Genomic DNA, 24,517 nt, shown 5'->3' on the forward strand with positions numbered 1-24,517 from the left:
CTCGACGACCTCGACTACCTCGGCTCGTACACCCGCTTGTGCCCGAACAGCCCGGCCAGCCGGTACGGCCCGGTGGTCTCCCTCGGCGCGGGGTGGTCGCCGCCGTCGACCGGGAAGGCCTGCTCGTGGCGTTCCCGGTAGTCGGCGTAGCCGATCTCCCGGCGCCCGGCGATCGCCTCTCGGTGCTGCTCGGAGCGCAGGTGCGCGCGGTAGCCCGGGACCGGGACTCCGGCGAAGAACTCGGCGACGCTGCCCGACCCGTAGCTGAGCAGGCCGATGGCCTGCCCGGTCAGATCGTCGGCGTTGTCGAGCAGGGCGGCCAGCCCGAGGTACACGGATGCGGTGTAACTGTTTCCGATGTCCTCGTTGTAGGCCGTCGTCCGCCCGACGGCGCGGACGACCTCGGCCTCGTCGACTTCCCGCCCGCAGGTCTCGAGCAGGGCCCGGTGAGCCTTGTGGGCCATCTTCGTGAACGGCTGGTGGTAGCAGAACGCCGCGAACTCCTCGAACGCACGGCCGCCTTGCTCGGTGTAATCCTTCCACGCACCGTCCATGGCCTGCAGGTACGCGGAGACGGACTCCTTCCCGTCGACCAGGGCGGTGGTGAGGTAGTTCGGCCGCCAGAAATCCATGATGTCGGCGGTGAACACCCCCGACGGCTCCTCGATGCGCACCAGAGCGGGGTCCGCGCTGATCAGCATGGCCACCGCCGCGGCCCCCTGGGTGGCCTCGCCCGGCTGGTCCAGCTCGTACTTCGAGACGTCGCTCGCGATCACGAGGACCTGCTGCGAGGGGTCGCGGTGGACGAGCCCGATGGCGAACTGCAGGGCCGCGGTCCCCCCGTAGCAGGCCTGCTTGAGCTCGACGACGCGGGTGGCGGAGGGCATCGACAGCAGCGAGTGCACGTGGATGCCAGCCGCCTTCGCCTGGTCGACGGAGGACTCGGTGGCGAAGACGACCGTACGGATCCGGTCGGCGCCGTGCCGGGCGAGGACGGGGGCGGCAGCGGCAGCCCCCATCGTCACGATGTCCTCGTCGGCGGCGGGCACGCTCATCGACCGCTGGCCGATGCCCACGTGGTACTTGCCCAGCTCGGTGCCGTTGTGGGCGGCCAGCGTCTCGTGCGTGAGGACGAGCTGGCCGGTGGCGAAGGAAAGGTCGTGGATTCCGACCGCGAGGTCCCTGGGCATCTCTACCGTCCGATCTTCGTGGTCGATGTCGTCGAGGGCGTGCGCTCCAGTGCGACGTGCGCCCGCATGAGTTCGCCCGGGTTGGTCTGCGCGGCCATGAGGGAGAGCTCGCCGCACAGCACCGTCGCCGCGATCATGACCGCGAGTCGCCGTGCGTTCTCCCCGGGCTCGCGCTCTTCGCGGCAGCCCAGGCGCGTCAGGTTCTCCTCGACGAAGTCGAGTCCCTTTCCGTTGCCGACCGTTCCGACGATCAGGTTCGGCAGGGTGCAGGAGAAGTACAGGTCGCCGTCCCGGTCCTCGGCCACGGTCACGCCCTGGGAGCCTTCGACGATGTTGGCCGCGTCCTGGCCCGTCGCCAGGTAGAACCCGAGCAGCATGTTCGCGTAGTGGGCGTTGGCCGAGCGGATTCCGCCGGCGAGCAGGGTGCCGATCAGGTTCTTGCGCACGTTCAGCTCGGCTATCGCGCCGGCCGAGGTGTGCAGCACGTCGCGGACGATCTCGCGCGGCACGAGCAGCTCGGTGACCACGTTCTTGCCCCGGCCGAGGATGCCGTTGATGGCGGTGGCCTTCTTGTCGGTGCAGTAGTTCGCGGAGATCGAGCCGTACTCGATCCCCGGAATGGCACCGAGGATGTGCTTCAGGAGCGCGTCCGCGGCCAGCGTGGCCATGTTGTGCCCGGAGGCGTCGCCGGTGCTGAACTCGAACCGCAGGAAGAGCAGGTTGGCCACGATCTCGTGGCGGAACCCGATCAGTTCGACGAAGCGGCCGCAGGTGCGGACGACGGCGCGCAGCTCGTCGAACCGGGCGTCGACCTCGAGCGCCGCCAGGTACGCGGTCTGCGCGTCCTGGGCCGTGACGAGCACCGAGCGCGTCATCCGCTCGTCGATGAGGGTGGCGACGATGCCCTGCTCGACCAGCCTGGAGATCTTCGCCCCGCGGTTGACGGAGGGCCACAGGGGCGACTCGTACGTGGCGAGCGGGACCTCCGTCTCGACGTTCGCCACGTTCCCCGAAATCCTGAGGGGGCCTACCCACTTCAGGGGAACGCCTGCGACCGCGTGCGTGTCGTTCATCGGATCTCTCCAACCGTTTCGTGAGCGGTGTCGTGGGAGTGGGTGTGGGAGCGGGAGCGGGAGCGGGTGGCCAGCCGGCGGGTGTCGATCCCCCGGTCGGCGCAGAAGGCGCGCAGGTCGCCGTGGACGAGTACGTCGCACCGGCTCAGATCGGCCGGGGTGCGCGCGCCCAGCGCGGTCATCAGTGCTTCCACCTGGTCGAGCCAGGTGGTGATCCGCGTGATCAGGGCGGACGGGCCGCCGTCGAGGACGGTCCGCAGGAATCCTCCGGACACGCCCACGGCGGCGGCGCCGAGCGCCAGTCCGCGCACCACGTCGAGCGGGTTGCGGACGCCGCCGGACGCCAGTACCGGGATGGCGGCGTGCTGGGAGTCCAGCAGGCAGGCGGGGGCTGATTGGCCCCAGCCGTTGAGGTAGCCGTAGTCGGCGTGCTTGCGCCGGTCGTTCTCGATGCGCGCGAAGTCCGTGCCGCCGCGGCCGGCGACGTCGGCCACGCGCACGCCCATGTCGCTCAGGGCCGAGATGGTTTCGCGGCTCAGTCCGAAGCCGACTTCCTTCACGATCACCGGGACGTCGGGGCCGACTCCGTCCGCGATCTTCTCGATCTGCGGCCCCCAGGAGGAGAAGGAGCGGTCGCCCTCCGGCATGACCGTTTCCTGGATGACGTTGAGGTGGATCTGCAGGGCGTCCGCCTGCAACAGGTCCACGGCCCGCCGCGCCTTCTCCACGGAGGCGTTGGCGTTGATGTTCGCCATGACGAACCCGTCCGGGTTCTCGCGGCGCAGCACGCCGAAGGTGTCGGCCACGGACTCGTCGGCGAAGTAGGCGCTCATGGAGCCGGTCGCGATGGGCACTCCGGTCTCGCGGGCGGCGATCGCCAGGTCCCGGTTGATGGCGCCGGTCCTCGCGCTGCCGCCGGTCATCGCGTTGATGTACAGCGGCACCTTCCATTCCATGCCGCCGAACCGCGTGACCAGCGACGCGTCGGAGCGGTCGATGCCGGCCAGGGCGTGGTGGACGAAGGACACCTCGTCGAACTGGTTGTAGCCGCCCAGGTGGCGTTGTTGCTCGGCGGCGAACCGCACGTGGTCGTCCTTGCGCTCAGCGATCATGCTGCGCTCCCTTTCGTCGACTGGAGATGGATCGGCACGGGGAGCACCCCTGCGGCGGCCCATCCCTTCCGCAGGTGCGCGATCTGCTCGTGCACCGTGGCGTCTTCCGCCGTGGCGTCCAGCAGCGCGATGCCACAGTCGCCGCCTCCGGCGCCCGACGGTTTCCCCGCCCCGCCGGCGGTCTCGGCGGCGTCGCACAGCGCGGTCAGCGTGGGGGTGAAGATTCCGAGCCGGACCTCTTCGTCCAGTTCGGCGAGCATCCGGCGGGCGCCCCTGACCTGCCGGAGCAGCTCGGGGCCGTCGCCCCGTTCGAGTGCGTCGACCGAGGCGCGCACACACGTGTCGCTGCGTTCCAGGAAGCTCCGTTGGGACGCGCTGCCCTGCCACGCGCGCCGTCCGAGGCTCCCGACCAGGGAGGCGGTGCTGGCCGGCCGGCCGGTCCAGCCCACTTCGACCGCCAGCCCACGGGGCGACGGCAGCCGTCGTATCCCGAACCCCGGCCACGGCGTACGGAGCGACTCCTCGATGCCCCGGCGCTGCACGAGGTCGAGTACGGCGGCCCGATCGGGCGCCCGGTACTCGATCCATCCGCCCCAGACGCTCGCGGCGAGATCGCCGCCGGAGGAACGGGCGTCGAGCCGCGCCGTCGCGAGCATCGCGAGCCGGAACCGGTCCTCGTGCGACAGCTCCATGCCGTAGTACGCGGCTACGGCGGACACCGAGGCGACCGTCACCGCGCCGCTCGATCCCAGGCCGAGCTTGGTTCCCTCGTGGTGCAGGCGACTGCTGATCGAGAGGTGGACGGGAGGTGCGGACAGGCCCTGCTCGGCCATCAGCCCCTCGACCGTTTCGATCGCCGACACCACGTGGGTGAGGCCGTCCCGCACCCGTTGTTCGTCGTCCGCGCCGAGTGCGGCGAGCCCGCCGTCACCCCGGCGCAGTCGCGCCTCTCCCGGGCAGAGGTCGGAATCGATCACTACGTCGGCACCGCCGCTGTGGGCCGCCGATGCGGTGACGGAGACCTGCCGGTCGACGGCTGCGAGGATCGCCGGGTGGCCCGGCTGCACCACCGCGTACTCGCCGACGATGAACAGCTTGCCCGGCGCGTGCCGGGTCACCGTTCTCGTACCGGTCACTGTTCGTCCGCCGTACGCAGCCGGGCTCCCGGACCGCGCCGGGCAGTGAGCACCGAGCATCCGGGGGCGGCGGCCAGCAGCGTTTCGGCTACCCGGGGCGCTGCCTCGGGGTGGCAGAGCACCTTGACGTTCGGTCCGGCGTCCATGGTCGCGTAGGCCGCGACGCCGTCCTTGCGGAGCTGCAGGACGCCGTCGAGGACGGCCACCGTGGCCGGTGACAGGTAGCGCACCGCCGGCCGCGCGGCCAGCATCGTCGCGTGCATGCCGAGGGCGTTGCGCTCCGCGATCTCCCCCACCGCGTCGAGGTCGCCGCGGAGCAGCGCCGCGCGCATGTCGGTCAGGTCGCCCTTGCTCGACGTCGCCCAGGCCTGGTAGAGCGGCGAGGTCTCGACGGTCCGCCGCATCGCCGCCCGGCTGGACACGGCCTTGGGGCCGGCGTTGACCAGGGCGACCACCAGGGCGGGGTCGAAGTCGGGGAGGGGCACCGGCTCGGCGTAGGAGCTGAGGTCCGCCGCCTCGCCGACGCCCTGGCCCGCGTGGCACAGGGCGAAGCCGCCGAATATCGACCGGGAGGCCGAGGCGGAGCCGCGCCGGGCGAGCCGGGAGAGCGCCGTCGGGTCGAGGTCCAGCCCGTACGCGGCGGTGGCGGCGACGGCCAGGGCGGCGAACCCGCTCGCCGACGAGGCCAGTCCCGCCCCGGTGGGGACGGCGTTGCGGGTGTCGACGGCGGCCCGTTCGGTACGCCCGGCCAACTTCCGTACCAGGTCCAGGAAGACGACGACGCGCCGGCGCGGCTCACCCTCCGCGGGCCTTCCGTCGAGGATGACGCTGTCGGTCTGCGCCTCCGGGTCGAGCCGGACGGTGGTGTTCGTCGGGAAGACGTCGAGGGTCATCGACAGGCTGTCGACGTACGGGATGACGAGTTCCTCGTCGCGCTTGCCCCAGTACTTGATCAGCGCGATGTTGGGGTGGGCGACGGCGGTCGACCCGGGGCCGAGAAGGCTTCCCTGCGGCCGTTCCGTCCGTTCCGCCAGTCCCAAATTGTGGTTAATCGTCATGGTTTGCAAACCTTCCCGTCGGGACTACCCAGGTACGGACGGCGCCGGCTTCGTGGAGGCTCCGGACGGTCGCCTCTGCCTGGCGCGGCTCTGCGGCCAGCGCGATCACGCAGCCGCCCAGTCCGCCGCCGCTGATCTTGGCGCCCAGGCTGCCGGCCGCCAGAGCGGCCTCGACCAGCCCGTCGATCCGGTCCGTACTGAGCCCCAACTCGTGCAGCAGCTTGTGGTTTTCTGTCATGCGTGCGCCGAAGTCGCTTGTTCGGCCGTGCGCGAGGTCGCGTGCGGCGGCACGGGTCAGGCGCGAGGCGCCGAGGATGAAGTCCGCCTGCGTTTGCGCGCTGCGCTCGAACTTCCGCCACAGGAGCTCGACCGCCTCCTTGGTGCTGCCGCTGACCCCGCTGTCCGCGAGGACGAACAGCCCGTCGAACGCGTAGGACGGGGGGCCTTCACCGGCGTCGCCGTCGGTCCGCTCGGGGGAATGCCCGGCGGGATGAGCGGCGGGATGAGCGGCGGAATGCCCGGGGGCGTACCCCGGCATGGGCACGGGCAGTTCCCGGGCGGTGCCGGAGCGGAAGAGGAGGGGAGACGTCGCGCCGGTGGCGAGCGCGTCGATGCCGCTCGACCTGCCGTGCGCCACCTTCTCCGAAGCCTGCACGAGATCGAACACCTCGCGGGCGTCCAGCCGGCGGTCGAAGAGGTCCGCCAGGGCCAGCACGGCCGCCCGGGCGCAGGCGGCGCTGGAGCCGAGCCCGCGGCCCTGCGGGATCGCGCAGTCGATGATCACGTCGACACACACGTGGCCGTCGACACCCGTGATCGCCTTGAAGTCCGGGAGCAGGCACCGCAGGCCGTCCGCGGCAAGCGCCGTGACCGCCCCCGGCCCCGGACCCGCCATGGCGAAGGAGATCCTGTCCGCGCCTTCGTCGGAACACCGCAATCGCCTGGCGGTCGCGGTCACCGGCAATTGCGGGACCGGAATGGCCAGCGCCGGAGCGCCGTAGACGACGGCGTGCTCGCCGAGCAGAATGGCCTTCGCGTGGGCGCGCCCCCATCCGATCCGGCCCTCTTCGAGGTCCATGTCACCCGGGGCGGCAGTGCGGTCGGGATACGTCTGCGCATTCGTCAGCGTCATCATCGAGCTCGCTGCGTGGCATTGATCGCCATCGTGGCGAGCTGTTCCTTTGCGGGGGTGGTGGCGCTGCTGGATTCCAGTACGCCCATGGCCCGGTCGGTCCTTTGCGCGATCTGGCGCTCGATCCGGTCCACCGCACCGACATGGACGAATATGTCCCGCAGGGTGTCTATCTCGTTCTCGGAGAGCTCGGTCCCTATTTTCGCCCTGAGGAACCTCGCCGCCTGCGGATCGTATTCATCCGCTTGCTGGAGCGCCGTCGCGAGCAGCACCGTTCGCTTTCCCTCCCGAAGGTCGTCGCCCGAGGGCTTTCCCGTCACCGCCGGGTCGCCGAAAACGCCCAGCAGGTCGTCGCGGAGCTGGAACGCGATCCCGATGTCCGCCCCGAACGCCCCGTAGGCGGCGACGAGATCCGGCCCCGCGCCGGCGATCGCGGCGCCGAACTGCAGCGGGCGCTCCACCGTGTAGGAGGCCGTCTTGTACTGGTTGACGCGCAGGGCCGCATCGACGCTCTCGTCGTCGCCCGCCTGGTTGATCACGTCGAGCAGCTGGCCGTACAGGACCTCCGAGCGCACCGCGGACCACACCGGCCCGACCCGGGTCTGCGCTTCCGCCGACAACCCCGATGCGCGCACCATGACGTCGGACCACGTCTGGGCCAAGTCCCCCACCAGGATGGCGGTTCCCGTACCGAAGGCCTCGGGGTCACCGGAGAAGCGCCGGGTCCGATGCCGCGCGGCCAGGGCCACATGAGCGGCGGGACGGCCGCGGCGGGTGTCGGACGCGTCGATGATGTCGTCGTGTATCAGGGCCGACGCGTGCAGCAGTTCGAGCCCCGCGCAGGCGGTCAGCACTGCCGTGGCGCCCGGATCGTCCTGGTCGCCGCCGGCACCGATCCAGCCCAGCCAGGCGAAGACCGGCCGGACCCGCTTTCCGCCGTGCAGGACGTAGTTCTCCAGCTCCGCGACCACGGCCGCGAAGTCCTGGCCGAGCGCGTCGGCTTCGGCTCGGCGCTGGCCGAAGAAGTCACTGATCACGGCGTCGATGGCAGTCGTATCCACGGCTGCCCCGAGATAACTGACGGTCATGCTCTCATCTCCCGGTCGAGGTGACGGTCACTCTCATAATCAATCTCGTACCTGCACTCGCAGTTGCGCGAATTCGCCGAGATCGCGTCACGGATCGGCATGCTTCGATGTTATCCACGGGGCGTCAACCTGCCCACTACTCAACCGAGTAGTGGGCATCAGCAGGGGCGGAGCGCGTGCGGGCGGAATGCCACTCAAGCGAGTGAGACATTTCGCGTCAGGGAAATACGCGTGCATCTCGTGTCACGATGAGCCGACTGCTTTCGATTGCCGGTCCGGACAACACGGGGCGGTCATGCATCCATTGACGGGCCGTGAACACGCGCTCTCCACGCCGGGCAGTCATGCGAACCGCCCCCTCACCCCGGGAGTCACCATCCGATCCATCCGATCCATCGGAATCCTCGGCACCGGCGCGTACCTCCCGCCGACCGAAGTCTCCAACGAAGAGATCGCCGACCGGGCCGGGGTCACGGACGAATGGATCGTCCGCAAGACCGGAATTCGGAGCCGGCGCCGCGCGGATCCCGGTCAGGCCACTTCCGACCTCGCCGCGGCCGCTGCAGTCCGGGCTCTCGAACAAGCGGGTGTCGGGCCCGAGGAGCTCGCGTACATCGTGGTCGCCACGTCCACGCCCGATCACCCGCAGCCGTCCACGGCGAGCATCGTCCAGCACCGGCTCGGGGCGGTGAACGCGGCGGCCTTCGACCTGAACGCGGTGTGCAGCGGTTTCGTGTACGCGCTGACGGTCGCCGAGCGGATGCTCTGCACCGAGCCGGGCGACCGCTACGGCCTGGTCATCGGCGCCGACATCTACTCCCGGATCCTCGACTACTCCGACCGCCGGACCGCCATCCTGTTCGGTGACGGCGCCGGGGCCGTCGTCCTCGGCCCGGCCCCGAACGACCGCGGCATATTCGCCACTTCGCTGCTCACCCGCGGCGATCAGCACGAGCTGATCAGCGTCCCGGCCGGCGGCAGCCGGACCCCGACCAGCGTGCGGACGCTGGACGAGGGCCTGCAGTACTTCCGGATGGACGGGCGACGGGTCCGCGAGTTCGTGCAGGACAACCTGCCCGGCGCCGTCGGAGACCTGATGGCCGGCGCGGGGCTGGACCCGCGCGAGGTCCGCCATGTCGTCGCCCACCAGGCGAACGCGGTGATGCTCCGGGAGGTCTGGCCCTCGCTCGGACTGCCCGAGGCCAGCTTCCACCTGGCCCTGGAGTCCTACGGCAACACCGGCGCGGCCTCCGTACCCATCACCCTCGACCTCGCCCACCGCGAAGGATCCCTCGCCGACGGAGACGTGGTCCTGCTCACCGGCTTCGGCGGCGGCATGTCGGTGGGCTCGGCACTGACCCGCTGGCTGCCCACCCGGCACGCGGGGCCGGCCCGGAATCCGGCCTACGCCGCAGCCCCCGTACGGTCGAGGTGAGAGCCCGAGTCCTACTCGGGTTCGATCGAATAGATCGCGGCCCTGCTCGAATAGCTCGCGGCTCCGCGCGCCAGCTCGACACGCGTGTTGATGTTCAGCTTCCGGTAGATCTTCCGGAGGTGGTAATTCACCGTGTGCGCCGACAGGTGAACCCGTTTGGCGATCTGCTGGTTCGTCATCCCCGCGCTCACCAGATACGCGATGCGCCGCTCCGTATCGGAAAGACCGGACCAGCACGCCGAATTGAGCGGTGACGCCGCCTCTCCGGGCTTCGCCCGCGAGGGATCTTCCTTCGCGCCGTAGATCTTGGCGAGTTCCTCCGTCGCGAGGGCGACCGAGAGCGGGTCCGGCGACTGCGCGATGATGCGCGACAGTACGGCCGGATCGCCGCTCACCAAGGCATTCGCGTGCAGGGCGCTGAGGCCGAGCACGGAAATGCCGGGGTTGTCGCCCGCGAGCCCGCCGATCGTTTCGAGAACGCTGTTCCTGAGATCGGTGTCACCCACGTCCAGCGCAAGGCGGACCAGGAACGCGGCGGCGGCCGGATCCTCGATGTACAGGCTCCGCTGCGTCGGCAGATGGCTGTATTTGTCGGAGAACAGCTCGACGGCCGCCCGCGGACCCTCCCTTTTCACCGCGATGCGCACTTCCGTCCAGCCGTACTGCGGGGAGTAGAGGACCGCCTGATCCGTCTCGGACTCGCCCTGTACCCGCTTCAGGTACTCGGTCGCCGCGGGCAGGTCCCCCTTGTAGAGCAGGATGGTGCTGAGCACCGAGTACGCGAGGGGCCGGAGCAGGGGAACCGCGTCCCGGTCGACCGCGGTGGTCGCCAGCTCCGCCTGGCGGCGGGCATCTCCGACGCGTCCCGCCTGGAGGAACAGCCGGGCCCGCATCGCCGCGGGCGCGGCGTCCCAGACCCGGGTGCCCGGTTCGCGCAGGCCGGCTTCCGCCTCGTCGATCAGCGACTCGGCCTTGTCGAACTCGCGCAGGTTCGCGAGCTTCCCGGCCAGTGCCAGCCGGAAGTGAAGGCGCCACACGGGATCCACACCGTCGCTGTACCGCACCGCGGCCCGGCCCAGGCTGAGCCCTTCACCCAACTCCCCCGCACGCCAGCGGGCATTGGAGAGGGCCGTCAGCGCCATCAGCCCGGCCACGTCGCCCGGCCCGGCTCCCTGTTCCCGCAAGATCCTCGCGGAGCGCTTCTCCGCTTCTTCCATGCCGAGCAGGGAGTACCCGAGGATCACGGAGGCCTCCGCATCGAGCCGGGCGGAAGCCGGACTCGTAGGGCTGGAGAGGACGCGCTCCGCCGTGCGGATTCCGGCTGTCACCCTGCCGTCCATGATCAGGCCGTGGGACTTCGAGTAGACCTCGCCCGAGCCGCCCGCGGCCTCCTGGGGCGGGTCGGCCGGGTGGTCGGCCATCCACAGCGGGTGCCCGGCCACCCAGAACTGCCGGTCGAGCGACTGCGCGTGCCTCCTGGAGTGACCCATCGCCTCGCGCTGCAACGCACCCCGAGCGGGAGCGGGGATCGAATCGATGACCCCCGCCAGGAGGAAATCGCTCTGGAATACGAGTTGATGTTCCGCCGCGACGACGAAACCCGAGGAAATCGCTTCGTCCAAGGACGAAAGAAGGCTGGCCGCGGATTTGTCCAGCATTCTGGAAACGTCCTCCAGCATGAAGGACCGGCCCAAGACAGCCGCGACCTTGAGGAATCGCTGACAGTCCATGCTGAGGTCACCGAGCAGACGCAGGATCTGCTCTCCGTTGACCACGGCCTTCAGGCTATGACTCTCCACGAGTAATTTCGTTGCCATGACCCCGGCTTACCCCCGTATATAGTCCGCCGCGCTGCACCTTCGGCAAAGGAGGCTCAACCCTCCTCCGAGGATCTTACGAAGCCGGGTCCGGTCTTGACTTGGCGAACGGTTGCCACGGACTACCCCCTGAATGGGGTACGAGTGCCCCGGGCGCCGGGGTCTCTCAGCCCGCCAGGGCAAGGGTCAGGGGGAGCACCATGTCGGCCCCGTTCTGGCGCAGGAGGCGTGCGCCCACGGCCAGGGTCCAGCCGGAGTCGGCGTAGTCGTCGACGAGCAGGACCGGTCCGGGGGTGGCGGCCAGGGCGGCGGCGAGCTCCTCGGGGACGGCGAACGAGGCGGCCAGGGCGCGCAGCCGCTGGGCGGAGTTGCTGCGGTGCGCACCGTACTCGCCGGCCTGCGGGGTGTAGGCGAGGCTGCCCAGCAGCGGGAGCCGGCCGACCCGGGCCAGGCCCTCGGCGAGCGAGCCCACCAGCTGCGGGCGGGAGCGGGAGGGCATGGCCACGATTCCCACGGGCCGGGCCATCGCGCCACCGGCCCAGCCGCCCGGCGAACGGGCCCAGTCGGCCACCACCGTCACCACGGCCGCCAGCACGTCGTCCGGAACCGTGCCGTCCGCGGCCTGCTCCGACAGGAGCGGGCGCAGCCGGTTGCCCCAGCCGATGTCCGACAGCCGGCCCAGCGCACGCCCCGTGGCCGCCTGCTGGCCCACGGGGATGCGGCCCTTGAGGTCGACGCCGACCGCGGGCATGCCCGAGGGCCACATGCGGCGGGGCTCGACCTCGACCCCCGGTCGGTCCAGCTCGCCGGTCGCCGCGTCGAGGGCGCCGTGGGACACCGCGGGGTCGAGCCAGGGCCCGGCGCAGGAGTCGCAGCGGCCGCAGGGGGTCGCCTTCTCGTCGTCGAGCTGCCGCTGGAGGAACTCCATCCGGCACCCCGTGGTCGACACGTAGTCCCGCATGGCCTGCTGCTCGGCCTGCCGCTGCCGGGCCACCCACTCGTACCGCTGTGCGTCGTAGGCCCACGGCTGCCCGGTGGAGGCCCAGCCGCCCTTCACGCGCTTGACCGCGCCGTCCACGTCCAGGACCTTGAGCATCGTCTCCAGCCGCGACCGCCGAAGATCCACCAACGGCTCCAGCGCCGGCAGCGACAAGGGGCGGCCCGCCTGCTCCAGCACGTCCAGGGTCCGCCGGACCTGCGCCTCGGGAGGGAAGCCGACCGAAGCGAAGTACGCCCAGATCGCCTCGTCCTCCCGCCCCGGCAGCAGCAGCACGTCGGCGTGGTCCACGCCGCGCCCCGCACGCCCCACCTGCTGGTAGTAGGCGATCGGGGACGAGGGAGAGCCCAGGTGCACCACGAACCCGAGGTCCGGCTTGTCGAAGCCCATGCCCAGCGCCGAGGTCGCCACCAGCGCCTTCACCCGGTTCGCGAGCAGGTCCTCCTCGGCCTGCAGCCGGTCGGCGTTCTCGGTCTTCCCCGTGTAGGAGGCCACCGGATACCCGCGCTGCCGCAGGAACGCCGCGACCTCCTCGGCGGCCGCCACCGTCAGCGTGTAGATGATCCCCGAGCCCGGCAGGTCCCCCAGCCGCTCCCCCAGCCACGCCAGCCGGTGCGCCGCGTTCGGCAGCTCCAGCACGCCCAGCCGCAGGCTCTCGCGGTCGAGCGGGCCGCGCAGGACCAGTGCGCCCCCGCCTCCCGTGCCCAGCTGCTCGGCCACGTCCGCCGTGACCCGTGCGTTGGCCGTCGCGGTGGTGGCGAGCACGGGCACGCCGGGGGCGAGCTCGGCGAGCATGGTGCGCAGCCGGCGGTAGTCGGGGCGGAAGTCGTGGCCCCAGTCGGAGATGCAGTGGGCCTCGTCGACCACCAGCAGGCCGGTCGTGGCCGCGAGCTTGGGCAGCACCTGCTCACGGAAGTCCACCGAGTTGAGGCGCTCCGGACTCACGAGGAGGACGTCGGTCTCGCCCCGCTCGACCTCCCCGTAGATCGTCTCCCACTCCTCCGGGTTGGCCGAGTTGATCGTCCGTGCCCGGATCCCGGCCCGTGCCGCGGCATCGACCTGGTTGCGCATCAGCGCCAGGAGCGGCGAGATGATCACCGTCGGGCCGGCGCCGCGACGGCGCAGCAGAGCCGTCGCCACGAAGTACACGGCCGACTTGCCCCACCCCGTGCGCTGCACCACCAGGGCCCGTCGTCGCTCCTCCACCAGGGCCGACACCGCCTGCCACTGGTCCTCCCGCAGCCGCGCCGAGCCCCCCGGGGCACCGACCAGCTCAGCGAGGATGGCATCGGCTTCAGCGCGGAGCTCCAGGTTGTCCATGCCCCCATGCAACCCGATGCCTAGGACAATCGGCCAATTCACCCAGCGTGACGTGCGGCCCACCACCCGTCCGCCTCGCCGCGCGACCGCTGTGCCGGACGGGCCGCCGTGGAGGTGTTTCCCCTGGTGCCCGCGGTCCGGCCCGGACCGAATGAGTCATCTTCGGCGCGGCGGGGCAAGGATATGAACGGCATACCGGCGAATTCCGGTCGGCGGCTCCAATTGCTCGTTGCCGCATGCTCACGGGCCACGCGAGAATTGTGTTGCTCCCGCTCGGCTCGACGGCGCTCTCCTGAGCCGTGCCGCGGCGCGCCCGCACTCCAGCTGTGCCCGTACGCGGGCGTGTACCCGAAGGGAGGACCGTGACCTTCGGATTCGCCCCGCCCTCGACCACGTCCCTGACCATGGCCACCGGCCGCGCCAGCCGGCACGGCAGACTGCTGGAACCTTCCGAGTGGACGGCGTCGGGCGTCCCCCTGCTGCGCAATCCGCGCGAGGTCGTCAGCGGACTGCATTCACGGCACAGCCCCGGTCCGTCCACGGCGGTGATCGCCGTCCTCGGGCCCGAGGAGCGGCTCGTGGCCAGCGCCTCCTTCGTGCAGCGTTCCACCGCGGCCGACGGCTGGGAGTACCGCAACGCCCTGCTCTCCCGGCTGCGCCGGGTCATTCCGCACGACCTGCGGCGCCGTACCCCGGTACGGACCGCCGTGCTGCTGTTCTGCCGCGACGGCGACGAGCGCTGGACCGAGGAGGACGGGGCCTGGATGTGGGGACTGCGGGACGCCTGCACCCTGCACGGGCTGCGCTGCGGCGCGTACATCACCCTGACCCGGGGCGGCTGGCAGGTGCTGGGCGAAGGCCGCGGCGGCCGGAGTCCCAGCTCGGAGTCCCGGCCCGAGCCCCTCGGCGGCGATGCGCCGTCCGGGTTCGGCCAGATCTCCCTGCGCAGCGGCGGCGGAGCCACGGAGGCCCTGCGCCGCACCGCCGCACGCTGAGCCCGTACCTCCGCATGCGCAGCCCGGCCCTATCGGACGGACGCACGGAGCACGCAGGGCCGGGTGCCCGGGAACGACCAACGGCCGTACACCCGGAACGGGCGTACGGCTGGTCAGGCCTCGGACTTCGGCAGGGCCGGCCATCGGCCCGCCCCGCCCCTCGACCGTGCGGGAGTACGGTGCGTCAGACGCCCGCGCCCAGCACGGAGTTGATCTGCTGCGGCTCGCCGCACACGATCAGGAGCGCACCGGCTCGCGCGAGCGCGACCGGCAGCGCTCCGGCGGCCGCCTCGACGGGTCCGCCGTTGGCCGCGAAGACCACGACGGGACGGCCGGCGGCGCGCTTCACCTGCGCCGCGTCCGCGTAGAAGACGTCGTCCCCGGCATCGTGCAGGGCCCAGTACGCGGCCTCGCCGAAGGACAGCTCGTGCGCGGCCCACGGGTGCGGGTCGCCGGTGGTGAGCACCAGGATGTCACCGGGCGCCCGCCCGGTGTCGAGCAGCAGGTCCACGGCCTCTTCGGCCGCGTCCAGCGCGCCCTCGGCGGATGCCGGGATCAGCTGGATCTGCGGGACGGCCGCGGAGACCGAAGGTGCGGTGGCGGCTACGGGAACGGGGGTGGCCTGCGGTTTCCGCGGCGCGGGCGGCGCGGGCCTGGGGGCGGGACGCGGACCGGGTACGGGGCGGGGGGTCTGCGCGCTGCGGCTCGCGGCCGGCGTGACGCGGGGACCCTGGGCACTCTCGTGAATCTGAGGCTCCTCGGGGGCGGGGGTGAGAGGCATGAGCTGACATCTATCAAACACCGGTGCGAAACGTACCGGTTGGTGGCACGTGCGTGCGATCAGAAATCGAAGCCGAGTTGGCCTCCGTTTTCCAGCTCCATCGATTCCTCGCTGCGGCGCACCTTCTTGAGGTGGCTCCAGCGGGGCAGCGCGTCGAGGTAGGACCAGGAGAGCCGGTGGTACGCGGTCGGCCCCTGCTCCTCCAGTGCCGCCCGGTGCACGGGCGAGGGATATCCGGCGTTGGCGGCGAAGGCGAAATCCTCGATTCCGCCACCCTGTTCGCCGATCTCGGCCATCATCCGGTCGCGCCGGACCTTGGCGATCACCGAGGCCGCGGCGACGGCGACGCAGGACTGGTCGCCCTTGATCACCGTCCTGACCTGCCAGGGCGCACCGAGGTAGTCGTGCTTGCCGTCGAGTATCACCGCGTCGGGCCGCACGGGCAGCGCCTCCAGGGCGCGCACCGCGGCGAGGCGCAGGGCGGCGGTCATCCCGAGCTCGTCGATCTCCTCGGGGGACGAGTGACCCAGGGCGTAGGCCGTGACCCAGTCCTCCAGGACCCCGACGAGCGCGTCACGGCGCTTGGCGGTGAGCAGTTTGGAGTCGGTGAGTCCCGCGGGCGGCCGGCGCAGGCCGGTGATCGCCGCGCAGACGGTGACGGGACCGGCCCAGGCCCCTCGTCCGACTTCGTCGACCCCGGCGATGACCTTGGCGCCGGTGGTCGCTCGGAGGGAGCGTTCGACGGTGTGAGTGGGTGCTTCGTACGGCATGGCGCCAGCAAGGTTACGCCGCCCCGGGCCGCCTGCACACCCCGCCCCCTCCCCGCCGCGCCGCCGCCCCCTCCCGGCCACGCCCCGGCCACCTCGGCGCCGCGCCACCCACCCCGCCCCGTCTCACCCCCTGAGCAGCGGCACCATCACCCCGTCGATCATCTCGGCGATTTCCGCGTCCGCCCATTCGCTCCCGCACACCTTCGCGCGATACATCATCAGCGCCGGGATGACCTCGACGAGCAGCGGACCGGTCGCGTCCGGCCGGACGTCCCCCCGGGCGATCCCACGGTGCACCAGCTCGCCGATCAGCCCGTGCGCCGGTTCGTACAGCCCGGCCCGGACCAGGTCGCGGAACCGTTCCGCATGGATGTGATCGCACTCGTGAAGCACCGTCCTCAGTGCCTGCCCGGCCCGCGACCGCATGACGTCCCGCATCCGCACGCACACCGCGTACAGGTCCTCGCGCGCCGACCCCAGGTCCGGAATCCGCCCGAGCGGGGGCAGCCGCGTCCGCAGCGCCTCGGCCACCAGGTCCGCCTTCGAGGGCCAGCGGCGGTACAGCGCGGCCTTGCCCGTCTGCGCTCCCGAGGCGACGCCCTCCATCGTCAGGGCGTTCCAGCCGTCGGTGCTCAGCTGCTCCAACACGGCGTCGAGAATCGCCCGTTCGAGTTCGGGTCCGCGCCTGCGCCCCGGGGCCGCCGCCGGCCGGCGTGAACCCACCACTCCCGTTACCTCCGACCGGCTCATGCGTACGTCGCACACATTTTCAGCCTTAGTGAACGCTTGCGTTCACTAAGGCTGTCTCCCTACCGTGGAACCGCCGTGAACGATTGCGTTCACTATTTCACTTGGGGGGACCCACAGTGACAACTCCTCAGCTCTCCACACTCCGGATACCGACCGCGGCCCGCCGAGGGGGGCGCCCGGGAGTGGCGCTCACCGTCATCGCCGCCTGCCAGCTCATGGTCGTCCTCGACGCGACGATCGTGAACATCGCACTCCCGCACATCCAGACCGACCTGGCCATCTCCACCACCGACCTGTCCTGGGTGATCAGCGCCTACACGCTCGCCTTCGGCGGCCTGCTGCTGCTCGGCGGCCGGGCCGGCGACATCCTGGGCCGCCGCCGCGTCTTCCTGACCGGCATCCTGCTCTTCACCCTGGCCTCCTTGCTCGGCGGATTCGCCGAGGAGTCCTGGCAGTTGCTCGCCGCCCGAGCCCTCCAGGGCGTCGGCGGGGCCATCGCCTCGCCGACCTCCCTGGCCCTGATCACCACGACCTTCGCCGAGGGGCCCGCACGCAACCGTGCCTTCGGCGTGTTCGCAGCCGTCTCCGCGGGCGGCGGCGCGATCGGCCTGCTGGCTGGCGGCATGCTCACCGAATGGCTCGACTGGCGCTGGGTCTTCTTCGTCAACGTGCCGATCGGGCTGCTGATCGCCTTCCTGACCCCGCTCTACATCAACGAGTCCGAGCGCCATCCGGGCCGCTTCGACATCGCCGGGGCGCTCACCTCCACCGGCGGCATGACCGCGCTCGTCTACGGGTTCATCCGCGCGTCCCAGGACGGCTGGCGCGACGGCGTGACCATCGGCTCCTTCGGCGTGGCCGTGCTGCTCCTGGCGGCCTTCGTGCTCGTCGAGTCCCGGGCCGCCGATCCGATCATCCCGCTGCGCATGTTCGCCGCGCGCAACCGCACCGGCACCTACGTGATCATGCTCAGCCTCGCCGCCGCGATGTTCGGCATGTTCTTCTTCATCGTCCAGTTCGTGCAGAACGTGCTGGGCTTCTCCCCGATCAGGTCCGGCATCGGCTTCCTGCCCATCACGGCCGCCATCATCATCGCCGCCGGGCTCTCGCAGCGCCTGCTGCCGCGTTTCGGCCCCAAGCCGTTCATGGTCACCGGATCCGCCCTCACCGGCGCCGGTCTGGCCTGGCTGTCCTTCATCGAGACCGACAGCTCCTACCTCTCCGGGGTGCTGGGCCCGATGCTGCTGTTCGGCTTCGGCATGGGCCTCAACTTCGTCACCCTCACCCTCACCGCCGTCTCCGGAGTGGCCCCGCAGGAAGCGGGCGCGGCCTCCGGACTGCTCAACGCGAGCCAGCAGGTCGGCGGCTCGCTCGGACTGTCCATCCTGGTCACCGTCTTCGGCACCGCCGGCCGCGACGAGGCCGCCCGACAGGTCCCGGACTTCCAGGCGCACGCCGACCCGGGACAGCTGGAGGCGTTCCTGCAGACCGGCCGGCTGCCCGACCCCTGGGGGGACCTCGTCCTCACCCGGGGCATCGCCACCGCATTCATCGCCGCCGTGGTGATGGCGGGGATCGCGCTCCTCACCGCACTGCTGGTGATCCGTGTGCGCGCGAGCGACCTGGAGGCCCTGAACGGAGCCTCCGCGAAGGCCGGTCCGGCCGCCTGAGCGTGCAGTCCCGTACGAAGGGCCCGGCGCGGGAAGCTTCCGCGCCGGCCCGCGCCGGCCCGGGCCGGCGCCTTCGGCCTAGTAATCGACCCGGCTGCCGAAGGTTCCCAGGCCCTTGCACTGCTCGTACGAGGCGCTCACCCCGCGCTCGCTCAGGATCTCCCGGGCCCGGCGCTCCCCCAGGCTCGTCGCGTACCAGGGGGTCCGGCCCGCCGCCGCCAGCTCCCTGGCGATCCCGCGCAGGGCGCAGGAGCGCTGGGGCTCGGGCAGCCGGTCCAGGGCGGGTACCGCGTCCGCCGACAGCGACTGGAAGTAGGCCAGGTCGATCTTGCCGTCCTGTTCGTACCGCGTGACGTTGCCCTCCGCGATCACCCCGTCCGGGGACATCAGCCCGAAGGCCAGTACGGCCGCCACGGCGCTCCCCGCGACCGCGCGGGGCAGCCAGCGCGCGCCGAACAGCCCGCCGACCATGATCAGTACGATGACCAGCCCGAGCCACAGCTCCACACCGGCCACCGACAGGCGCAGCCTGGTCAGCCCGTACGCGTCCACGTACAGGTCCATGCGGCGGAGCGCCGAGGCGACGACCACGAGGGTGAGCACGCCGAGCGTGCCGAGCACGACGCGCACCAGCCGCCGGTCGCCGGCTCCGTCGCGCGGGGCCCAGCGCAGGGCGAGCGCGATGACGGCGAGGGTGAGCAGGGTGGCCCAGAGCAGCTGCCAGAAGCCCTGGCGCGCGTACGCGGCGTAGGTGAGGCCGGTGGCCTCCAGGACCTTGCGGTAGCCGCCGAAGAGGACGGTGAGCTGGACGGCGTTGAAGGCGGCGAAGAGCAGGTTCAGCACGATGAGCGGAAGGGCCCACTCCACCCGTGAGCGCGCCTTCCCCGGGCGCACCTCGATCCGGTCCCAGCGGGAGGGAGCGGCGGCGGCGCGGGCGACGGCGATCGCGACGAGGAGACCCACCGCGAAGAGCAGGAAGCGCACCGGGCCGCCCATGCCGCTGACGTCGGGGGTCAGCCCGCTCAGCAGGTCGGCGAACGCGGCGTCGGCGGAGGCGAACAGGGCGCCGAACAGCGCCAGCAGGACCACGGCCACCACGACGGCCTTCGCCACCGGCAGCCAGCGCTCCCGGCGCCCTTCGCCGCGCGAGCGCAGGCCGCTCCAGACCCAGCGCACCCCGAGGACGGCCGAGTCCAGGAGACCGACCGGGCCGAGCAGGATGCCGGGCCATCTGCGGCTGCCGTGCAGGGCCAGTGCGCCCGTCAGGAGGGCCGCGAACAGGGCCGTCACGGTCGGCCAGGCGGAGGCGCGCAGGGCGGGCACCGCGAGCAGCGCGAGACAGCCGAGCGCCCAGAGCGCTGTCCACGGACGCAGCGTGCGGCCGGCCGCACGGGCGGCCGCGTAGGCGGCGACGAGCGCCGGCAGGACCGCGAGGAGCAGACCCGGGCCGAGCCCGTCGCCGAGCAGCAGGGAGGCGGTGAGGCCGGAGGCGAGCACGGCGCCCAGCACGACGGCCGGTACCGGTCCCACGGCGGCCGGGCGCGCGGCCTCGGCCCAGGCGAGCGGGGCGATCGACCAGGCGCCGGAGGCGGCCCGCTCCTTGCGCACCTGGTGGGCCTGCCAGGCCTTGGGATCCCAGCCGGGCGGCGCGGGTGGTGCGGGCGCGGCCGGTGCTGACCCTGCGGCGGCCCCCGCGGCTGCGGCCCCCGCGGCTGCGGCCCCTGTGCCCGCGGCCCGCGCGCCCGCTGACCCCGCGTCCGCCGTCTCGTCGTTCGACGCGCCGGTGTTCCCTGCTGACATCGGGTTCCCCTCCCCTGTCGGCCTCCCCGGCCTTCGGGCGGGGGAGGCGAAGCCGACAGGGTAGGCCGGTCAGATGCAGTTTTGAACAGGCTCAAAAGATGCCTGTGGCAGGACCGTGACAAACGAAGGGGTACGAACCGGCACGGACCGCCGCCACCGCGCCACCCCGCCCTACTGCCCTGCTCCTACTCCGCCGCCTCCGGCAGCCAGGCCGGCAGCGCCTCGGTCCGGGCCAGCCAGGCCTGCGGCAGCACCGAGTCCCCGCGTGCGCCCAGCACTCCGCCGACGATCGCGCAGGTGGTGTCCACGTCCCCGCCCACCTGGGCGGTGGTCCAGAAGGCCCGCTCGTAGTCGTCCAGGCCCCGCGCCGCCGACCACAGGGCGAACGGCACCGTGTCGTGGGCGCTGGTGCGCCGGCCGCAGCCCAGTACGGCGGCGACGGTGGTCGCGTCGCCGTAGTCGAGCATGTCGCGCGCCCGCCGCACCCCGGCGCCCACCGCGCTCCGCGGAACCAGTGCGATCACCCCGTCCAGCAGGTCCGCGGCCTTCGGCGGCCCGGCCGGATCGGCCGCCAGCGCGGCCGCGGCGGCCACGGCCATCGCGCCGCACACCGCTTCGCGGTGCTGGTGGGTGGTGTAGGCGGAGATCTCCGCCTGGTGGGTGGCCTGTTCCGGGTCGTCGGCGTACCAGGCCCCCAGCGGGGCGACCCGCATGGCCGCGCCGTTGCCCCAGGAGCCCTGCCCGTTGAACAGTTCCGCGGCGAGCGTGCGCCAGTCCGCGCCCTCGCGGATCAGGCGCAGCATCCGGTTCACGGCGGGCCCGTAGCCGCGGTCGAAGTCGTGGTGCCGAGCAAAGGAGGCGGCCAGCGCGTCCTGGTCCACCCGGCCGTGCCCGGCGAGCACGGCCACCACCGAGCAGGCCATCTCGGTGTCGTCGGTCCACTGCCACGGATCGCTGCCGGCGGGCAGCTCGCGCCGCTTGAGCAGCGGGTAGTTCACGGGGACGAAGTACTGGGAACCCAGTGCGTCGCCCAGGGCCAGCCCTCGGAGGCTGGCCATGGCGCGTGCGTAGCGCCCTTCGGGAGAGGAGTCAGAGGTCATCGCGCGTCACTCTAGCCGTCCAGGTCGTAGGGCTCGGGTGTGGTCCACCGCTCAAACGGGCGGTCCATCCGGTACCGCCCGTCGGAGCCGAGCAGGAGCACCCGGTACTCGCCGTTCCCCGGGTTGGAGAGGGCCTCGAACTCGGCGACGGACCAGTGGAACCAGCGCATGCAGAACAGCCTCATCGTCAGGCCGTGCGTCACGAGCAGCACGTTCTCCGGATGGTCCGGGGCCTCGAAGCTGCGGTAGAGGCTCTCCAGGAAGGCCCCCACCCGGTCGTACACGTCCGCGCCCGACTCCCCCTGCGCGAAGCGGTAGAAGAAGTGCCCGTACGCGTCCCGGTAGGCCTTCTGCAGCCGTACGTCCTCCCGCTCCTGCCAGTTCCCCCAGTCCTGCTCGCGCAGCCTCGGCTCCTCGCGCATGCGGACGCGCGTCGGGTCCAGGCGCAGCTCGCGGAAGGTCTGCAGGGTCCGCCGGTACGGGGAGACGTACGCGCTGACGTGCTCGTCCCCGAACAGCTCGCGCAGGCGCACGCCGGCCTCCGCCGCCTGCTCGCGCCCGGTGCGGGTCAGCCGGAGGGCGTGGTCGGGCTCCCGCTCGTACACCGTGTCATCGGCATTGCCCTCCGATTCCCCGTGTCGGACAAGGACGATGCGCCGTGGTCGAACCATCCCACGACCCTATTCGGCCACCGCCGGGCACATCGACCGGGCTCGCCGGTCGAGACGGTCGCCGACCATACAGTCGGGTCGTCAGACACCCCCGATCACACCGTCCAGGACGGTTCGAGGTCCACGACGTCCCCGGTGAGGGCCTCCACATCGGCCTGGATCTGGGCGCGCAGCGACAGCCGTTCGACGCGCTCCTGCCGGTACTTGCCGTGTTCGGCCGCCGCGTGCCACATCGACAGCACCAGGAACTCGCGTCCGGGAGCCTCGCCGAAGAGGCCCCGGACCATGCCGGGCGAGCCCGCCATGGCCGGGTTCCAGACCTTCTCCTGCATGAGCGCGAAATGGTCCACGCGGCCTTCCCGCACCCGGGTGTGGGCGACCCGGACCACGTCGGCGTCGGTGAAGCGCGGTTCGAAGCCGGTCTTCACGTCGAAGCGGTGGTCGAAGAGCGTGACCCGCGCGTCGGTGTAGGTGCCGTTCTGCGAAGCGGCCAGCCGGTCGTGGGAGCGGGCCATGAAGGAGTCGTAGAAGGAACGGCTCTCCCAGAAGGTGAAGACGTGCGCCACCCCCTGCCGGCCCCGACTCCAGCCGCCGCCCTGCCCCCGGAACCCGGGTTCGCCGGGCAGCCCCGCCCATTTGCGCTGCCCGCGCTCGAACCCGCGTCGGTCCGTCACCGTGCAGCGAATCCACTTGACCAGCACTGCGCCATCGTACGGGCCCGGCGGGGCCCGGGTCAGTCCTCGGCGCGGTACATCCGAAGGAGTTCCGCCTCGTCCCGCTCGGACAGCCGAAGCCCGAACTCCCGCCCGAGCAGGGCGAGCAGCTCTCCGGCCGCCACCTCCCGCCGCTCGGTCCGCCCGTCGGGGAGCAGCCGCGAGAGCTCCCGCCCCACGAGGGCCAGGCGCTCGGAGTCGCCCTGGCGCTGGACGACGACCCGGCCGACGAAGGCGGAGCGGGGGTGCGAGGAGCTGTAGTGGTTCAGCACCACGTAGTCGACGGGGTGGTAGGGCTGCGGGGAGAAGGCGTACAGGTCCCGCCAGGCGCCCTCGCGCGGCACGCACAGCACGAGGACCCCGTCCGCTTCCTCCCGGACGCGGAACACCCACTCCCCCTGGCGCACTTCGGCGCCGGGGCGCGCCAGCGGCACGGGCTCGCGCGGCCCCTGCCACCCGAACCCGGCGTCGCAGAGCCACGGTTCCCCTTCTACGGTGACGACGAGCACGGCGTGCGTCACCGCGGTCAGGGCGTCCCCCCGGGAGCGGTTGCGGGCGCCGCGTCCCGAGACCTCGAAGCCGATCCGCTCCAGGGCGGCGGCCAGCAGGGTGTTCTGCTCGTAGCAGTACCCGCCACGGCGGCCGTGCACGAGCTTGCCCTCGACCTCCTTGACGTCCAGCCCGACGGGGCGGCCGAACAGCACGTCCAGGCTCTCGAAGGTGATCGCACCGGTGTGCGCCCGGTGCACTGACTTCAACGTCGCCAGGTCGGCGCGGAGTTCCCCGCCCTCCCAGCCGATCCGCTCCAGATAGGCGTCGAGATCCAGCTCGTCGCCGCCCCACACCGTGCCCGTGTCCCCCATGACTCCCCCGCTCTCCGAACCTCGATATTCGGGGGCGGCCCGACGGGCCGCCCCCGCACAATGATGACCATGCCCGCCTTCCACACCAACCCGCTGTTCACCCGCCTGGCTTCGGCCGAGCGGATCCTCGTCGCCGGGGCCGGAGGCGGTTTCGACGTCTACGCCGGCCTCCCGATCGCCCTCTCCCTCCTTCACCAGGGCAAGGAGGTCCACCTCGCGAACCTCTCCTTCAGCGCGCTCGCCGGCCTCCCGACCGACGACTGGGCCGCCCCGGACGTCGTCGCCGTCACCCCCGGTTCCGCGCCGCACCAGACCTACTTCCCCGAACGGACCCTGGCCCAGTGGCTGGAGCTGCACCGCTACCCGTCCACGGTGTACGCCTTCCAACCGGTCGGCGTACAGCCGCTGCGGGCCGCCTACCGGGCACTGATCGACCTGCACGGCATCGACGCGGTGGTCCTGGTCGACGGGGGCACCGACATCCTCATGCGGGGTGACGAAGCGGGGCTCGGCACCCCCGAGGAGGACCTGACCAGCGTGGCGGCGCTGGCCGCGCTGGACGACGTACCCGAGCGGCTCGTCGTGTCGGTCGGCTTCGGGGTGGACGCGTACCACGGGATCAGCCACTCGCTCGTGCTGGAGAACATCGCGGCCCTGGAGCGGGACGGGGCCTATCTCGGGGCGTTCTCGATCTCGCGCAACACCCGCGAGGGCGCCCTGTACCTCGATGCCGTGGCCCATGCGCAGGACCACACCCCGGACCACCCGAGCATCGTGCACGGCTCGATCGCGGCGGCCGTCCGGGGTTCCTTCGGGGACGTCCGGTTCACCTCGCGCACCCGGGGCAGCGAGCTGTTCGTGAACCCGCTGATGTCCCTGTGCTTCGCCTTCGAGCTGACCGGCCTGGCCGCCCGCTGCCTCTACCTGGACCGGATCGAGAACACCCACCTGATGCGCCAGGTCGCCTCGGAGATCGAGGTCTTCCGCGAGGAAGTGATCACCCGCCCGGCACGGTCCTTCCCCCACTGAACGCAGACACGGAAGCG

The 24,517-nt window shown here is 71.8% G+C and carries 21 protein-coding genes; 4 read left to right on the forward strand and 17 right to left on the reverse strand.

Translation table 11 applies throughout. The annotated features are described in order from the left end of the window. Positions 1-14: 14 nt before the first annotated feature. From OG898_RS02595 to OG898_RS02625, 7 genes are read right to left on the reverse strand one after another with little or no spacing between them, the layout of a single operon-like run. Positions 15-1,190 carry a hydroxymethylglutaryl-CoA synthase gene (locus OG898_RS02595; protein ID WP_266954743.1) on the reverse strand — a complete coding sequence of 392 codons (1,176 nt, stop codon included), beginning with the start codon at positions 1,188-1,190 and terminating at the stop codon, positions 15-17. 2 nt (positions 1,191-1,192) lie between these two features. After that, complete coding sequence (locus OG898_RS02600) at positions 1,193-2,263, reverse strand: hydroxymethylglutaryl-CoA reductase (RefSeq protein WP_266954745.1); 1,071 nt, start codon at positions 2,261-2,263, stop codon at positions 1,193-1,195. Continuing rightward, positions 2,260-3,375: a type 2 isopentenyl-diphosphate Delta-isomerase gene (fni, locus tag OG898_RS02605; protein WP_266954747.1), complete on the reverse strand. Its 1,116-nt coding sequence runs from the start codon at positions 3,373-3,375 to the stop codon at positions 2,260-2,262. Before fni ends, OG898_RS02600 begins: the two co-directional genes overlap by 4 nt. Continuing rightward, positions 3,372-4,511 (reverse strand): phosphomevalonate kinase, encoded by a 1,140-nt coding sequence (locus tag OG898_RS02610; RefSeq protein WP_266954749.1) that lies wholly within the window; start codon positions 4,509-4,511, stop codon positions 3,372-3,374. The genes fni and OG898_RS02610 overlap by 4 nt, the downstream gene beginning before the upstream one ends. Next, complete coding sequence (gene mvaD / locus OG898_RS02615; protein ID WP_266954751.1) at positions 4,508-5,569, reverse strand: diphosphomevalonate decarboxylase; 1,062 nt, start codon at positions 5,567-5,569, stop codon at positions 4,508-4,510. The genes OG898_RS02610 and mvaD overlap by 4 nt, the downstream gene beginning before the upstream one ends. Continuing rightward, entirely contained in the window at positions 5,559-6,701 is a 1,143-nt protein-coding gene (locus OG898_RS02620) for a mevalonate kinase (RefSeq protein ID WP_266954753.1), read from the reverse strand. The genes mvaD and OG898_RS02620 overlap by 11 nt, the downstream gene beginning before the upstream one ends. Next, positions 6,701-7,789 carry a polyprenyl synthetase family protein gene (locus OG898_RS02625; protein ID WP_266954755.1) on the reverse strand — a complete coding sequence of 363 codons (1,089 nt, stop codon included), beginning with the start codon at positions 7,787-7,789 and terminating at the stop codon, positions 6,701-6,703. Before OG898_RS02625 ends, OG898_RS02620 begins: the two co-directional genes overlap by 1 nt. A 295-nt stretch (positions 7,790-8,084) precedes the next feature. Between OG898_RS02625 and OG898_RS02630 the strand changes: the two genes are divergently transcribed. Next, positions 8,085-9,224: a 3-oxoacyl-ACP synthase III family protein gene (locus OG898_RS02630; protein ID WP_250748861.1), complete on the forward strand. Its 1,140-nt coding sequence runs from the start codon at positions 8,085-8,087 to the stop codon at positions 9,222-9,224. 11 nt (positions 9,225-9,235) lie between these two features. On the opposite strand, the gene OG898_RS02635 is transcribed toward OG898_RS02630, so the two are convergent. Continuing rightward, complete coding sequence (locus tag OG898_RS02635; protein ID WP_266954758.1) at positions 9,236-10,999, reverse strand: LuxR family transcriptional regulator; 1,764 nt, start codon at positions 10,997-10,999, stop codon at positions 9,236-9,238. 208 nt (positions 11,000-11,207) lie between these two features. Then, positions 11,208-13,358, reverse strand: a complete 2,151-nt coding sequence (locus OG898_RS02640; protein WP_266954760.1) for a RecQ family ATP-dependent DNA helicase — start codon at positions 13,356-13,358, stop codon at positions 11,208-11,210. 362 nt (positions 13,359-13,720) lie between these two features. On the opposite strand from OG898_RS02640, the gene OG898_RS02645 reads away from it, so the two are divergent. After that, positions 13,721-14,353 (forward strand): hypothetical protein, encoded by a 633-nt coding sequence (locus tag OG898_RS02645; protein WP_266954762.1) that lies wholly within the window; start codon positions 13,721-13,723, stop codon positions 14,351-14,353. A gap of 184 nt (positions 14,354-14,537) precedes the next feature. Here the strand turns inward: OG898_RS02645 and OG898_RS02650 are convergent, their stop codons facing one another. The 3 genes from OG898_RS02650 to OG898_RS02660 form a co-directional block, all read right to left on the reverse strand. Beyond that, positions 14,538-15,134 (reverse strand): hypothetical protein, encoded by a 597-nt coding sequence (locus OG898_RS02650; protein ID WP_250748852.1) that lies wholly within the window; start codon positions 15,132-15,134, stop codon positions 14,538-14,540. Between the two features lie 59 nt (positions 15,135-15,193). Further along, positions 15,194-15,904 carry a ribonuclease HII gene (locus OG898_RS02655; protein WP_250748849.1) on the reverse strand — a complete coding sequence of 237 codons (711 nt, stop codon included), beginning with the start codon at positions 15,902-15,904 and terminating at the stop codon, positions 15,194-15,196. Between the two features lie 123 nt (positions 15,905-16,027). Beyond that, on the reverse strand, positions 16,028-16,654 hold the full coding sequence (locus OG898_RS02660; protein ID WP_250748846.1) for a TetR/AcrR family transcriptional regulator: 627 nt from the start codon (positions 16,652-16,654) through the stop codon (positions 16,028-16,030). 116 nt (positions 16,655-16,770) lie between these two features. Here OG898_RS02660 and OG898_RS02665 point away from each other — a divergent pair, with 116 nt between their 5' ends. Further along, positions 16,771-18,324: an MFS transporter gene (locus OG898_RS02665; protein WP_266954765.1), complete on the forward strand. Its 1,554-nt coding sequence runs from the start codon at positions 16,771-16,773 to the stop codon at positions 18,322-18,324. 78 nt (positions 18,325-18,402) lie between these two features. On the opposite strand, the gene OG898_RS02670 is transcribed toward OG898_RS02665, so the two are convergent. The 5 genes from OG898_RS02670 to OG898_RS02690 form a co-directional block, all read right to left on the reverse strand. Continuing rightward, positions 18,403-20,124 carry a DUF4173 domain-containing protein gene (locus OG898_RS02670; RefSeq protein ID WP_266954767.1) on the reverse strand — a complete coding sequence of 574 codons (1,722 nt, stop codon included), beginning with the start codon at positions 20,122-20,124 and terminating at the stop codon, positions 18,403-18,405. A gap of 185 nt (positions 20,125-20,309) precedes the next feature. Then, positions 20,310-21,224 carry an ADP-ribosylglycohydrolase family protein gene (locus OG898_RS02675; RefSeq protein ID WP_266954769.1) on the reverse strand — a complete coding sequence of 305 codons (915 nt, stop codon included), beginning with the start codon at positions 21,222-21,224 and terminating at the stop codon, positions 20,310-20,312. 11 nt (positions 21,225-21,235) lie between these two features. Beyond that, positions 21,236-21,895 carry a histidine phosphatase family protein gene (locus OG898_RS02680; RefSeq protein ID WP_250748834.1) on the reverse strand — a complete coding sequence of 220 codons (660 nt, stop codon included), beginning with the start codon at positions 21,893-21,895 and terminating at the stop codon, positions 21,236-21,238. Positions 21,896-21,990: 95 nt separating this feature from the next. Then, positions 21,991-22,596 (reverse strand): YdbC family protein, encoded by a 606-nt coding sequence (locus tag OG898_RS02685; RefSeq protein ID WP_250748831.1) that lies wholly within the window; start codon positions 22,594-22,596, stop codon positions 21,991-21,993. Positions 22,597-22,628: 32 nt separating this feature from the next. Next, on the reverse strand, positions 22,629-23,471 hold the full coding sequence (locus OG898_RS02690) for an arylamine N-acetyltransferase (RefSeq protein WP_266954771.1): 843 nt from the start codon (positions 23,469-23,471) through the stop codon (positions 22,629-22,631). A 69-nt stretch (positions 23,472-23,540) separates the two neighbouring features. Between OG898_RS02690 and OG898_RS02695 the strand changes: the two genes are divergently transcribed. Beyond that, a complete protein-coding gene (locus OG898_RS02695) occupies positions 23,541-24,500 on the forward strand; it encodes a DUF1152 domain-containing protein (RefSeq protein WP_266954773.1) in 960 nt (319 codons plus the stop codon). Positions 24,501-24,517 lie beyond the last annotated feature (17 nt).

Origin of the sequence: Streptomyces sp. NBC_00193, assembly GCF_026342735.1 — a bacterium.
Classification (GTDB): domain Bacteria; phylum Actinomycetota; class Actinomycetes; order Streptomycetales; family Streptomycetaceae; genus Streptomyces; species Streptomyces stoeckheimensis.

Excerpts from the sequence above, each read along its gene's own strand:
- OG898_RS02690 (WP_266954771.1), bottom strand. The coding sequence starts at position 23,471 with ATGGGGGACACGGGCACGGTGTGGGGCGGCGACGAGCTGGATCTCGAC.
- OG898_RS02625 (WP_266954755.1), bottom strand. The coding sequence starts at position 7,789 with ATGACCGTCAGTTATCTCGGGGCAGCCGTGGATACGACTGCCATCGAC.
- fni (WP_266954747.1), bottom strand. The coding sequence starts at position 3,375 with ATGATCGCTGAGCGCAAGGACGACCACGTGCGGTTCGCCGCCGAGCAA.
- OG898_RS02620 (WP_266954753.1), bottom strand. The coding sequence starts at position 6,701 with ATGACGCTGACGAATGCGCAGACGTATCCCGACCGCACTGCCGCCCCG.
- OG898_RS02670 (WP_266954767.1), bottom strand. The coding sequence starts at position 20,124 with ATGTCAGCAGGGAACACCGGCGCGTCGAACGACGAGACGGCGGACGCG.
- mvaD (WP_266954751.1), bottom strand. The coding sequence starts at position 5,569 with ATGACGATTAACCACAATTTGGGACTGGCGGAACGGACGGAACGGCCG.
- OG898_RS02695 (WP_266954773.1), top strand. The coding sequence starts at position 23,541 with ATGCCCGCCTTCCACACCAACCCGCTGTTCACCCGCCTGGCTTCGGCC.
- OG898_RS02630 (WP_250748861.1), top strand. The coding sequence starts at position 8,085 with ATGCATCCATTGACGGGCCGTGAACACGCGCTCTCCACGCCGGGCAGT.
- OG898_RS02600 (WP_266954745.1), bottom strand. The coding sequence starts at position 2,263 with ATGAACGACACGCACGCGGTCGCAGGCGTTCCCCTGAAGTGGGTAGGC.
- OG898_RS02680 (WP_250748834.1), bottom strand. The coding sequence starts at position 21,895 with ATGGTTCGACCACGGCGCATCGTCCTTGTCCGACACGGGGAATCGGAG.
- OG898_RS02650 (WP_250748852.1), bottom strand. The coding sequence starts at position 15,134 with ATGCCTCTCACCCCCGCCCCCGAGGAGCCTCAGATTCACGAGAGTGCC.
- OG898_RS02675 (WP_266954769.1), bottom strand. The coding sequence starts at position 21,224 with ATGACCTCTGACTCCTCTCCCGAAGGGCGCTACGCACGCGCCATGGCC.
- OG898_RS02595 (WP_266954743.1), bottom strand. The coding sequence starts at position 1,190 with ATGCCCAGGGACCTCGCGGTCGGAATCCACGACCTTTCCTTCGCCACC.
- OG898_RS02640 (WP_266954760.1), bottom strand. The coding sequence starts at position 13,358 with ATGGACAACCTGGAGCTCCGCGCTGAAGCCGATGCCATCCTCGCTGAG.
- OG898_RS02660 (WP_250748846.1), bottom strand. The coding sequence starts at position 16,654 with ATGAGCCGGTCGGAGGTAACGGGAGTGGTGGGTTCACGCCGGCCGGCG.
- OG898_RS02655 (WP_250748849.1), bottom strand. The coding sequence starts at position 15,904 with ATGCCGTACGAAGCACCCACTCACACCGTCGAACGCTCCCTCCGAGCG.